Origin of the sequence: Treponema sp. OMZ 798 (genome assembly GCF_024181385.1) — a bacterium.
Classification (GTDB): Bacteria; Spirochaetota; Spirochaetia; order Treponematales; family Treponemataceae; genus Treponema_B.
Map to the genome: position 1 here is coordinate 880,983 of NZ_CP051305.1, position 11,998 is coordinate 892,980.

Below are 11,998 nucleotides of genomic sequence, written 5' to 3' on the forward strand. Positions count from 1 at the left end.
ATGAAGTCTTTTGCTGTTTTATCCGCCTATGATATTTCGGAGTATTCGTTTAAAAAACTCGAAAACGGTATAATCCCCTTTGAAGCCTCTTTCCGTGCGGCTGCCGCCTTTCCCGATTGTAAAAAAATCATTGTTTTAACCTCCGCTTCATGCGAAGAGCCTATTATTTCTATTTTAAAAAATATAAAATCGGAAGAGCTAGGAATAGAGTGGAAGGTTAAGGTCTTGCAAAAAATAAGTCCTCAAGCCGTTTTTGAAGAGGCCGCAAAAGAAGCCGAATCATCCGGTTTTGAAAATGTCTTTTTTATGCATGGGGATGAACCCCTTATCGATTTAAATGCAGCTGAAAAACTTTTTAACCGGCATTTGGAATACAGGGCCGAGTACAGCTTTGCCGACGGATACCCGGAAGGTCTTATCCCTGAAATTCTCGCCTCGGGGCTTTGTCCTATTCTTGCAAAACTTTCCGAAAACGAAACTTCCTTTGAGCGTTCTTTTATTTTCGATACGATAAAAAAAGAAATAAACAGCTATGATATTGAAACCATGATAGCTCCTTTCGATTTACGGCATCTGCGTCTCCGCTTTGCCGCCGACTCAAAACGCAATGCTCTTTTATGCAGCCGTTTTGCAGGTATAAATGCCGAAAACTATGCAGAACTGATAGACGAAAAAAAAGAAGAGCTTTTTACCCTTCCTGCATATTATAGTATCGAGATAAATTCTTCTTATCCTCTTAATTCGATATATAAGCCCAACGAGGTGTTAGGACTTGAAGAAAAAAAAGAAATGGATAAGACGGTTCTTTTTTCTCTTGTCGAAAAAATTGCAGAATATTCCGATGATGCCGTAATTTCTCTTTCGGTTTTCGCTGAACCCTCAATGTACAGTGACACTCTTTCGGTAATCGAAAAAATCTTATCTTTTCCTAAGTTATCCGTTTTGATTGAAACTTGCGGCTTATATTGGCCTTCATCATTTATAGACCGTCTCGAAAAAATTATTGAGGCCTCTCCAAAAAGAAAAAATAAAATGCTTCCCGTCTATTGGATTGTATCTATTGATGCGGTAAGTTCAGGGATGTATGCTAAGGTGCACGGCCTTTCCGAAGATGAGGCAAACATAAAACTAAAACAAGCTCTTACCTTTACCGACGGTTTAAAAAAAGTTTTCCCCGATGCCGTATGGGCTCAAATTATGCGTATGAAAGAAAACGAGATAGAGGTTGAACCCTTTTACCGTTTTTGGAAAAATTTGGGTGTTAATGTAATTATTCAAAAATACGATACCTTCTGTAAATTGCTTGAAGATAGGAGGGTCGCAGATTTATCTCCTTTTAATCGCCATCCTTGTTGGCATTTAAAAAGAGATATGTATATTTTAACAGACGGCTCGGTACCTCTTTGTAAAGAAGATATTAAAAGGAATAATATTTTAGGAAATGCTTTTTCGGATAGTTTAGATTCAATCCGTAAAAAAGCATTCGAGGTATATAAAAAGCATTTGGAATGCAGATACGGAGATTTATGTGGATCCTGCGATGAATACTATACCTACAATTTTTAACGAACGAAAAATTCCTTATACGGTTTTAGGAAAAAGCTCAGGCGATTTTAAAACCCCTGTTTCCGTTTTGGTATTAAACAGAGGAGCCCGATATTATCTTTCTTCTCTTTTTCAAAACCTGATAGATTTAGGTTTTACCTCCATAGTTTTTGTAGACAGCTCCCGCCGAGGGTTTGAGCTTGAGTCCTTGTCCTCTCAATTCCCTGAGGTAAAATTTTTAGTTCCTCTTGAAGAGGTTACAGCAGGGGACATGATTAACTTGGGTATTTCGGAAGTCTCTTCGGATTATGTTATGGTCTTATGGAGTGATATGGCCTTATCCTCTTCGGCCCTTCCTGCAAGTTTGATAGATACCCTTACTCAATCGGACGTAATCTGTGTCGCTCCCGTTTTAATCGATGAAAAAAATGCTCTCATTCCGGTACAAATTGTTCCCTCTCTTACTCACAGGGATTTTTCGACGGAGCAATTTTTATGCAGAAAAGATTTAACCCATACAATCTATATGTATGATTTTGCAGGTATTTATAATAGAGAAAAATTTATCGAAATAGGAGGCTTTGATTATACTATAGAGAATCCTTATTGGCAAAATTTGGATTTCGGGTTTAGAACCCATCTATGGGGTATGGAGATTCTGATTTCAAATTTATATAAAATGAAATATGCCGGAGCTCCCCCTCTTGAAGATATTTCTGCAGATAATTCTTATATAAATTTTTATTTAAAAAATTTGGCCCCTCTTGTAGGTAAAAAAGGAGGGAGCCTGCCTTGGTATTTATTTTTTTCGTATGCGGTAAGATCCGGTTTAAATCCTTTTAAGGCCTATAAATATTTTAAGGCGGTACAAGATTGGGTGCATATAAATAAATACCGTTTTTTAAAATCACCTCAAGACTTAATTTGTAAATGGGAGCCCAGCATATGATTGGTTTATATGAAGGAACGGCCGTAATTGTTCAAGCCCGCTTGAGTTCCAAGCGCTTGGTTAGGAAGGCTTTGTTGGACTTGGGTGACAGGCCTATCTTGTACAGAGTTTTGGATTCGGTTAGAGAATTGCCTGCCGAACATTTTATTTTAGCCTGCGATACCAATTCAAAAAAAGAATTTCAACCGATAGCCGAATCCTTAGGTTATCTTTGTATTGAGGGTCCTGAAGAAGATGTGTTAAAGCGTTTTTGTGATGCCGTTGGGTTTATTAATTCCACTTTTCCGAATAAACCTTTAAAAGCTATTATTAGGGTTACGGCCGATAATCCGTTTCTCTTTGTTCAAGCTGCAGAAGCTTCAATCCGCCGTTATTTTGAATTGGGGGAGCCTGACTATTTTACTTACACAGGCCTTCCGCACGGCTCCGGAATAGAAATTATCAAAGCCGATTCTCTTTTAAAAGCCGCTTCCGAAACCGATGATGAATATGCTCATGAGCATGTGTCTCCTGCAATTTACGGTCATTCCGATAAGTATAGATGTGTTAGAGAGACGACTCCGCCTGCGTGGTATTATCCCGATCTGCGTACTACCGTTGATACCGCCGAAGACTATGAAAAGGCAAAAGAAATTTATAAGTATTTAATTTCAAATAAAAAAAAGTCTCCGTTTATGCCTGCCGATATAGTTGAGGCTGTAAGTTATGCCGATAGATTGGTGGTCTTTTGTCCTTCGGTTACTCCGGGCCGCGGAAGTGGTCACCTGCACAGGGTATGTGATTTGACTAGATCTCTTTTGGGAAAATTAAGATGTTTGATCTATATACCCGAGTCGGATTATCCTAATTTTTCAAAATCTCTTTTAAATTCAATTCCTTCCGATATAATCGTAAATGAGTTTCCAAAAAAAGCAGCCATGATAGTCTTGGACAGGTTTAGAACTTCTGAAGATGAGATGGCTTTTTTTAAGAATAAAGGGCATGTTATAGCAATTGACGACGGCGGCACCGGACGAGGATTTGCAGATTTTATTTTGGATATATTGCCTTCACTTAAAAATGTAAGCTCTTCTGAAGATGCTTCTATCTCCGACCGGATTCCTAATCTTTTTTCGCCTGAGTTAATATCCCTTCCGGTAAATAGGAGAAAGCAGCTTTCAACCAACAAATTTATTAAAAATAAAAAGATACACTTGACTCCTAAAAAAACAAGGGTTCTTGTAGTTTGCGGCGGTGAAAATTCTTATAGGATGACCCTCCCTATTGCGCAAATTCTAGCTTCTTTAAAATTTGATGTTTCTGCAATAGATATAAATTTGAGCTTTGAAGATATAAAACAATGTGAAGGAAAAATTAAAGTTTTTTCAGGAATTGATAATTTAAAAGAGAGGCTTCATGAATGGGATTTGGTTGTAACTCATTACGGGTTTACGGCTTTTGAAGCCTTGGCCGCAGGCTGTTATGTGATTTTGGCTTCTCCTACCGATTATCATTATAAGTTAGGTTTAGCGGCCGGTTTTACATCTCTTCCTCCTGGAATCCCTTCCGTTATAGACTTTGCTAATCTTTTTTCCCATGGAATTAAGATACCTAATATTATTACTCCGTATTCCGAATCCAAGGAGTTACCTTCGCTTATAAAAAATTTATCCTTCGGTTCAAAACACCTGTGTCCCATATGCGGGGAAGAAAGTACCTCCGAAGTTGCAGCCAGAACTCCGGATCGAACTATGGCTCATTGTCTGCGATGCGGTATGTATCATATTTCTTTTATAGTAAGTCCTCCAAAGCAATATACCAAAACTTATTTTTTTGATGAGTATAAGGCTCAATACGGCAAGACTTATTTAGAGGACTTTGAATCTATAAGAAAACAGGGAATGCGGCGGATGGAAATTATCGATAAACTCTATATCGATATTTTTTACCGCAAAAGAGAATACAGTATTTTTGACGGCGAAAAGAAAATATTGGATATAGGCTGTGCCTACGGTCCCTTTGTTCTTGCTGCAAAGTATTCGGGCTGGTACGCAGTGGGAACCGATATTTCGGAAGCGGCAGTAAAATATGTAACCGATGAGCTAAAACTTCCGGCCTTTGTTTCGGCCTTTCCTTCATTGCCTCCATCTTATGAGTACATCTACCAAAAGCAAATGACGGGAAGCGGATTTGAATCGGTTTTAACTCCTATCAAAGACGACGGTTTTGCAGCCGTTACTATGTGGTTTGTCATCGAACATTTTCAAGACTTGGATTCCGTTTTAAAAAAAGTAAACGACCTGTTAATGCCGGGCGGAATCTTTGCTTTTTCTACTCCAAACCTTTCCGGTGTTACCGGAACCTTTTTGCCTTATAAATTTTTTGCAGAAAGTCCTACAGACCACTATTCCATTTGGGATGCTAAAACGGTTAGAGATCAGCTTGGTATGTACGGCTTTAAGGTTTTAAAAATCGTTTCTATAGGGCACCATCCTGAGAGATTTAAATGGTGTAAAAATCTTAAAAAGAACGGAATACTTTGGAAAATTGTTTTGTCTATAAGCAAGATGTTTAGACTTGGAGATAGTATGGAAGTGTATGCAATGAAACAGGGAAGATTGGAGGATCTAAGATGAAAAAATATGTATTAGCTTTTGATCAGGGGACTACCAGCTGCAGGGCAATCTTGTTCGATAAAAGCGGAAAAAAACTTGCAACGGCTCAGCAGGAGTTTTCTCAAATTTTTCCTAAGCAGGGCTGGGTCGAGCATGATGCCATGGAAATATGGGGAAAGCAAAGCGGTGTAGCCCGCGAGGTTTTGGAAAGAAGCGGAGTTTCCACCCAAGAGATTGCCGCAATCGGCATTACCAATCAGCGAGAAACAACCGTTGTCTGGAATAAAAACACGGGCCGCCCCGTTTACAACGCCATAGTTTGGCAATGCCGAAGAACAGCCGATATCTGCGATGCCCTTAAAGAAAAAGGCCTTTCCGATTCCATCAGAAAAAAAACCGGCTTGATAATAGATGCTTATTTTTCGGGAACCAAGATAAAGTGGATCTTAGACAATGTGCCTGAGGCAAGGTCTATGGCCGAAAAAGGCGAGCTCCTTTTCGGGAACATCGACACCTGGCTTATCTGGAATTTGACTCGAGGCAAGGTGCATGTAACCGATTACACAAACGCTTCCCGCACAATGCTTTTTAATATTCACACCTTGCAATGGGATGAAGAACTTTTAAAGGCTATTGATATTCCTAAAGCCATGCTGCCTGAGGTTAAGCCTTCAAGTTATGTTTACGGATATACCGATGAACACACCTTCGGCGGAGCTAAGATTCCTATTGCGGGAGCTGCGGGGGATCAGCAGGCCGCTCTTTTCGGCCAAGCCTGTTTTGAAGAAGGCTCTGCAAAGAACACCTACGGTACGGGCTGCTTTATGCTCATGAATACGGGAGAAAAAATTATCGAATCTGAAAACGGGCTTCTTACGACTATTGCATTCGGCATAGATAATAGTGTAAAATATGCTTTGGAGGGAAGCAGCTTTATAGCGGGGGCTGCAGTCCAGTGGCTGCGGGATGAGTTAAAGCTTATCTATAATGCACACGAAACGGAATACTATGCAGGGCTTGTAGACGATACGAACGGGGTCTACTTTGTTCCGGCCTTTTCGGGCCTTGGTGCACCCTATTGGGATATGTATGCAAGAGGAGCCCTCTTGGGCTTGACAAGGGGAGCAAAAAGAGAGCATATTGTCCGTGCGGTCTTGGAAGCCATAGCCTATCAAACAAAGGATGTCCTTTATGCTATGGAAAGGGATTCCAAGATAAATTTAAAGTCGCTCAAGGTTGACGGCGGGGCCTGCGCAAATAATTTTTTAATGCAGTTCCAGTCGGATATCTTAAACGTTCCTGTGTTGCGCCCCTTCGAAAAAGAAACGACGGCCTTGGGTGCTGCCTATCTTGCAGGCCTTGCAGTCGGCTTTTGGAAGGAGCAGGGCGAGATAAAACGGATACAGGATATCGAAAGGGAATTTAAGCCGGACATGGAAGAAGCAAAAAGAAGCTCTCTCTATGCCGGATGGAAAAAAGCGGTAGAACGCTCAATGAACTGGGCATAAAGTTTTTATAGATTATGGAGGTACGATAAACAGCTCGGCAGGAATTCAGCCTCACTGTTTATCTTCGAGTTTGCCGTAAACGGCAAACATCGTTTATTGTATGCGGTTTGTAAACAAACCGCTTGAAAAAACTTTTTTCGGAAACTGATGTTTCCTGCAAAAAGTTTTTATGGAGGTAGAGTATGTATAATTTTGAATTTGAAGTACCGGTTAAAATTTTATTCGGTAAGGGCAGTATCGAGAACTTAACGTCTGAGATTCTTAAATACGGAAAAAGGGTTCTCCTTTGTTACGGTGGAGGCAGTATCAAAAAAATTGGGCTTTATGACACAATCGTAAAAAAACTTGATGAAGCCGGAATTTTTTATAAGGAACTTTCAGGTATTTCTCCGAATCCCCGTATTGAAGAAGTTGAGGAGGGCATAAAAATAGTCCGCGAGCATAAGCTGGATTTTATCCTGCCTGTCGGAGGGGGAAGCACCATCGACTGCTCAAAGGCTGTTTCTGCGGGCGTAAACTATGAAGGAAGTGCATGGGATCTGATTACGGGCAAGGCCGAAATTAAAAACGTGCTCCCTATAGGAACAGTCCTTACCCTTTCTGCGACCGGTTCCGAGATGAACGGAGGAGCAGTTATTTCAAACCTTAAAACCAAGGAAAAGCTCGGCTTCGGAGCTCCGTCTCTTCTTCCTAAATTTTCGGTTCTTGATCCCGAATACACCTATTCCGTTCCTAAAAATCAGACAGCCGCAGGTACGGCCGATATTATGAGCCACACCTTCGAGTGTTATTTCACTCTAAATGACGGCGCCTATCTTCAAGACAGGTTTGCAGAGAGCATCTTAAAAACCTGTATAGAGTACGGCCCTTTGGCTATTGAAAATCCCGAAAACTACGAAGCCCGCTCAAACCTTATGTGGGCAGGCACTTGGGCTATAAACGGCCTTTTAAGTGACGGCAAAAAAACGGCTTGGTCGGTTCACCCTATGGAGCACGAGCTGAGCGCCTTTTACGACATCACTCACGGAGTGGGCTTGGCTATCTTGACCCCTCATTGGCTGCGCCGGTGCTTAAACGATAAAACCGTAAAAAAGATAGCCGATTACGGCATAAATGTTTGGGGTCTTCCTAAGGGAGGTGAAGTTTATAAAACGGCCGAAAAAGCAATCGAGTGTACTTCAGACTTTTTTAAATCTCTCGGCATTCCGATGACCTTAAAAGAAGTGGGAATCGGCGAAGAGCATTTAAAAGAAATGGCGGAAGCTGCCGTTGCTCACCGAGGCAAAAACGGAGTTATCTACGGCTTTCAAGAACTTAGAGCCGAAGATGTTTATGCAATCTTTAAGGCCGCGCTTTAAACGATAAAATTATGAGCGATGATTTTGAGGTAGTGCGCCCGGAAGAGCAGGCCGGGGACGAAAAGGATAGGGCTCTTCGTCCCCGCTCTCTTGTTGACTTTCAGGGGCAGACAAAGGCAAAAGAAAATTTATCCGTCTTTATAAAGGCTGCCCGCGAAAGGGGCGAGAGCTTAGATCATCTTTTTTTGATAGGCCCGCCGGGCTTGGGAAAAACAACCCTTGCCCAAATTACGGCCAACGAGCTCGGTGTAGACTTTAAAGTTACGGGAGCTCCTGCCCTCGATAAGCCCAAGGATTTGGCAGGTATTCTTACCACTCTGACCGAACGCTCCGTCTTTTTTATAGACGAGATTCACCGTCTAAAACCTGCTATCGAAGAGATGCTTTATATCGCAATGGAAGATTATGAACTCGACTGGATAATAGGGCAGGGGCCGGGAGCAAGAACGGTGCGCATTCCGATTCCGCCTTTTACCCTTGTCGGGGCTACCACGCGGGCAGGGATGGTTTCAAGCCCCCTCATAAGCCGCTTCGGAATTGTGCAGCGCTTTGAGTTTTACAGCCATGAAGAGCTAGCTTCGATTATAAGCCGTTCCGCTTATATCCTCGAAATCAAGATAGAAAAAAAAGCCGCCCTTGCCTTGGCCCGCTGTTCACGCGGAACTCCGCGTGTGGCAAACCGTTTGTTGCGGCGCATGAGAGACTTTGCCCAAGTTGCAGGCAAGAGTGCGATTGACGAGATGACAGTCGCCGCAGGCTTAAAGCAGCTTAACATCGACAGCCTCGGTCTTGAAACCTATGACAGGCAGATACTCCGCTCCATTATCGAAAACTACTCGGGCGGCCCCGTCGGAGCCGAAACCCTTGCAATCTCGATAGGAGAATCTCAGGACACTCTGGAAGATTATTACGAACCTTATCTTATCCAGTCCGGCCTTCTCCGGCGCACTCCGCGCGGCCGTATGGTTACGCTTAAAGCCTATGACCATCTGGGGTTAAATCCGCCTAGACTTGGAGATGGGCAAGACGGTCTCTTTGATTAGTGGGGAAACCTGTCTTTTCGATTAGTATAGAGCCCCGGTCTCTTTGATTAGTGGAGAGATCTGCCTATTTGTCTTCTTCTATCATCCACATCTTGTGTATTTTTTGATTTCTAAAGTCTTCGGGGATTGAGGTCTTTGTTATGTCCCTTACCCTTATCTTTTTTGGGGAAGAATTAATCAGTTCCGCTTCATCGAATTTTATTTTTTGAGAATTGGTCGAAAAATAAAATCTTCCGTTTTTTGAAAGTACGTCGAGGCATAAAAGGCATAGTTTAAGCCAATCCTTATTTACATCGAAGACATCCGCACTTTTTGAATTTGAAAAGGTCGGAGGGTCGCAGATAATTAAGTCCCATTCTTTTTTTTCTTCGATTGCTTTTTCCAAAAATCGGATTACATCGCTTTTTATAAGCCGAGTTTTTTCTTCATCAAAGAGCTTATTTAGTTTTAAGTTTTCCTTTGCCCAATTTAAGTAGGTGTTGGATAGATCTACCGAATCTACTGAAGCAGCGCCGCCCTTTGCCGCATGAACCGAAAAACTTCCTGTGTATGAAAAGAGGTTTAAAACTTTTTTATTTTTTGCTTCTTTAAAAATCATGGAACGGGCAGGGCGGTGATCCAAAAAAAGACCGGAATCCAAATAGTCTTCTACATTTATGTAGAATAAACATTCTCCTTCTTTTACACTCATAAGATTTTTACTTGAGTTAACTTTTTCGTATTGATTTTTTCCCTTTTGCTTTTCCCTCAATTTTGTAAAAATTCTTTCTTTAGGAATAGAAAGGCTTGAGGCTGCCGCTTCTTCAATTTCTAAAAGCCATTCCTTTTCTTCTTCTTGGGATTTTTCGTAGGGCCGCTTGTAAAGATAAATCAGTAAAAAAGCTTTTTTTTCGGCAGAACTGTTTATTATGCAGTTTTCTTCGGCAAAGTAGATGTCTACTGCAAGAGGAATTTCAGGAATATCTTTGTCATACAGTCTGTATGCAAAAACACCTTCTCTTCTTGCCCATTTTGATAAATGCTTAAATCTCTTTTGCAGTCGGTTTTTAAAAAGTTCCGCCTGATATTTATTTTTTTGCATTTTATTTTTTGCCGCTCATCATAACACCGAGCATTGCATAACCGGAACTTAAATCTTCTTTTTGGACTATAACCCCGGCGGGTACATTGATTTTGATGTTTGTAAAATTCCAAATTGCCTTGATACCGGCTTTTACAAGAGCATTTGCGGCTTCTTGGGCATATTTTGAAGGAACAGTCAAAACAGCGATTTCGGGTTTATATTCTTTAACTTTTTTTTCCAATTCATCCATTCCAAATATGGGAAGTCCATGAATTTCTTTTCCTATTTTTCTTTTGTCGGAATCAAAGGCTGCGCAAATTTCAAGGCCGTGTTCTTTAAAATCTTGGTAGCCTGAAAGAGCCGTGCCTAAACTTCCGGCCCCTATTACAAAGGCTTTTTTTTCTTTATTCCATCCTAAAAATTTTTCGATAGCCGTTATTAGAAGTTTAACGGGATAACCTTTTTTCGGTTTACCTACAATTCCGGTAATTGTCAAGTCCTTTCTTACCTGAATAGGCTCAAGTTCCAATTCTTCGGCAATGACTGTTCCAGATATGTATTCCAGCTTATCAGCCTCAGCTTTTTTTATAAGTTGAAGATAAGAAGGCAGTCTCCGCACAGATGGAGCCGCCGGTACTTTTTGTTTTGTCATAGCATCCTTCTTAAAATAAAAGTATTTATACTATGATATTACATTCAAATCCTTGTCAATGTCAAGATTGTTATGTTTTAGGATATTGACCTTTACAGAAATAATTGATTATAATACGTTCACGGAGGAAAATATGAAAAGTGTATACAAGGCACGGCCTTACAGGGTATTTTTAAATCTTTTATTTGGATTGGGTGCAGCAATTTTTGTTACTGCAATAGCTTCTTTTTTTGTAAAAAGTACTGTTGCCGGTTTTTTATTGTTTATCGTTGTTTTTGCTGCTTACGTTTGGTTTATAATTATTAATAATCTAATTACAATAGAACTTGACGGACGTACCCTGCTTATAAAAACAGGAAAAAAAACGGAGAAGTATGACATCGACAAAACTTCGATCCGTGCAGTTACTAAAACTTCCAGAGGGGAAACAAGCTGCAAACTCTATCTTACAAAGGAAGGCGGAACTGAGGAGTTGGTAGATTGCGAGCTTATAGGCATCACTAAGTTTATGGAGCTTTTAGAAGAGCTCGGCTTGGGTGAAACTGTTGCAAAGTTAAATACAAGTCATCAAAAAGACCTTGAATAAGGGGGCTATTATGTCTGATTTTTTTAATAATTTAAATTCCAATTATGTGATAATCATAGCCGGCTTTTTCGCTGTGTATATAATAGGCGTAATCATTTATATGAATTTAAAAAAGCAAAATACGGGTAAATGGCTCAAGGAAAACCCGAATGCGGTTAAAATTTATATAAACTATAATGCAAATATGGTTAAAATGTCCACCGACACTATAAGAATTCTTTCGGTTGACGGAGAAAAGCCTGTGTTTTTTACTGAAAAGCTAAAAAGCGGCTTTTATGTAAATCCCGGAACCCATGTGATTGAATCTACCTTTACTTTTTCAAGGCCGGGTGTTCTTCATAAGAACGTAAGCACAACCTATGGGCCGGTTAAACTGGAAGTTGAAGCTGAAGCTCTTAGAACCTATAATTATACATTTGACAAGGAAGAAGAAAGTTATAAATTTGAAGTTATCAGCTAAATAAGCGCAAATTAGTTAAATAATCAAAGATAGGATGATTTTAAATTATCCTTAAAAAAATGGGGCTTTAGTATTGACAAGCTATCCATTTTGTAATATTATTGACCCTATACTATTTATTTAAGGAGAGCCGGAATGCCTTGCGGAAAAAAACGAAAACGAAAGAAGATGTCGACGCATAAACGAAAGAAGAAGCTTAGAAAGAATCGACATAAGAACAAGAAATAAATTAGGAGTGTC

The 11,998-nt window shown here is 40.4% G+C and carries 10 protein-coding genes; 8 read left to right on the forward strand and 2 right to left on the reverse strand.

Annotated features, from left to right (window positions below; translation table 11 throughout):
- The 6 genes from E4O07_RS04045 to ruvB all read left to right on the forward strand — a co-directional run bounded on the left by E4O07_RS04045 (position 1) and on the right by ruvB (position 8,997).
- Positions 1 to 1,566, forward strand: coding sequence for a spiro-SPASM protein (locus E4O07_RS04045; RefSeq protein WP_253687532.1), 1,566 nt, complete (start codon positions 1 to 3; stop codon positions 1,564 to 1,566).
- Positions 1,541 to 2,494 (forward strand): glycosyltransferase family A protein, encoded by a 954-nt coding sequence (locus E4O07_RS04050; protein ID WP_253707713.1) that lies wholly within the window; start codon positions 1,541 to 1,543, stop codon positions 2,492 to 2,494. The genes E4O07_RS04045 and E4O07_RS04050 overlap by 26 nt, the downstream gene beginning before the upstream one ends.
- Positions 2,491 to 5,109 (forward strand): bifunctional glycosyltransferase/class I SAM-dependent methyltransferase, encoded by a 2,619-nt coding sequence (locus E4O07_RS04055; protein WP_253687534.1) that lies wholly within the window; start codon positions 2,491 to 2,493, stop codon positions 5,107 to 5,109. Before E4O07_RS04050 ends, E4O07_RS04055 begins: the two co-directional genes overlap by 4 nt.
- A complete protein-coding gene (glpK, locus tag E4O07_RS04060; protein WP_253687535.1) occupies positions 5,106 to 6,596 on the forward strand; it encodes a glycerol kinase GlpK in 1,491 nt (496 codons plus the stop codon). The genes E4O07_RS04055 and glpK overlap by 4 nt, the downstream gene beginning before the upstream one ends.
- Before the next feature lie 182 nt (positions 6,597 to 6,778).
- A complete protein-coding gene (locus E4O07_RS04065) occupies positions 6,779 to 7,954 on the forward strand; it encodes an iron-containing alcohol dehydrogenase (RefSeq protein WP_253687536.1) in 1,176 nt (391 codons plus the stop codon).
- A gap of 11 nt (positions 7,955 to 7,965) precedes the next feature.
- On the forward strand, positions 7,966 to 8,997 hold the full coding sequence (gene ruvB / locus E4O07_RS04070) for a Holliday junction branch migration DNA helicase RuvB (protein WP_253687537.1): 1,032 nt from the start codon (positions 7,966 to 7,968) through the stop codon (positions 8,995 to 8,997).
- 64 nt (positions 8,998 to 9,061) lie between these two features.
- On the opposite strand, the gene E4O07_RS04075 is transcribed toward ruvB, so the two are convergent.
- Positions 9,062 to 10,078 (reverse strand): class I SAM-dependent methyltransferase, encoded by a 1,017-nt coding sequence (locus E4O07_RS04075; RefSeq protein ID WP_253687538.1) that lies wholly within the window; start codon positions 10,076 to 10,078, stop codon positions 9,062 to 9,064.
- Position 10,079: 1 nt separating this feature from the next.
- A complete protein-coding gene (locus E4O07_RS04080; protein ID WP_253687539.1) occupies positions 10,080 to 10,712 on the reverse strand; it encodes a redox-sensing transcriptional repressor Rex in 633 nt (210 codons plus the stop codon).
- Between the two features lie 133 nt (positions 10,713 to 10,845).
- Between E4O07_RS04080 and E4O07_RS04085 the strand changes: the two genes are divergently transcribed.
- Both E4O07_RS04085 and E4O07_RS04090 read left to right on the forward strand, forming a co-directional pair.
- On the forward strand, positions 10,846 to 11,298 hold the full coding sequence (locus E4O07_RS04085; RefSeq protein ID WP_253687540.1) for a hypothetical protein: 453 nt from the start codon (positions 10,846 to 10,848) through the stop codon (positions 11,296 to 11,298).
- A gap of 10 nt (positions 11,299 to 11,308) precedes the next feature.
- Positions 11,309 to 11,758, forward strand: coding sequence for a hypothetical protein (locus E4O07_RS04090; RefSeq protein ID WP_253687541.1), 450 nt, complete (start codon positions 11,309 to 11,311; stop codon positions 11,756 to 11,758).
- Positions 11,759 to 11,998: the final 240 nt, after the last annotated feature.

Excerpts from the sequence above, each read along its gene's own strand:
- glpK (WP_253687535.1), top strand. The coding sequence starts at position 5,106 with ATGAAAAAATATGTATTAGCTTTTGATCAGGGGACTACCAGCTGCAGG.
- E4O07_RS04050 (WP_253707713.1), top strand. The coding sequence starts at position 1,541 with ATGAATACTATACCTACAATTTTTAACGAACGAAAAATTCCTTATACG.
- E4O07_RS04065 (WP_253687536.1), top strand. The coding sequence starts at position 6,779 with ATGTATAATTTTGAATTTGAAGTACCGGTTAAAATTTTATTCGGTAAG.
- E4O07_RS04075 (WP_253687538.1), bottom strand. The coding sequence starts at position 10,078 with ATGCAAAAAAATAAATATCAGGCGGAACTTTTTAAAAACCGACTGCAA.
- E4O07_RS04090 (WP_253687541.1), top strand. The coding sequence starts at position 11,309 with ATGTCTGATTTTTTTAATAATTTAAATTCCAATTATGTGATAATCATA.
- E4O07_RS04045 (WP_253687532.1), top strand. The coding sequence starts at position 1 with ATGAAGTCTTTTGCTGTTTTATCCGCCTATGATATTTCGGAGTATTCG.
- E4O07_RS04085 (WP_253687540.1), top strand. The coding sequence starts at position 10,846 with ATGAAAAGTGTATACAAGGCACGGCCTTACAGGGTATTTTTAAATCTT.
- E4O07_RS04055 (WP_253687534.1), top strand. The coding sequence starts at position 2,491 with ATGATTGGTTTATATGAAGGAACGGCCGTAATTGTTCAAGCCCGCTTG.
- E4O07_RS04080 (WP_253687539.1), bottom strand. The coding sequence starts at position 10,712 with ATGACAAAACAAAAAGTACCGGCGGCTCCATCTGTGCGGAGACTGCCT.
- ruvB (WP_253687537.1), top strand. The coding sequence starts at position 7,966 with ATGAGCGATGATTTTGAGGTAGTGCGCCCGGAAGAGCAGGCCGGGGAC.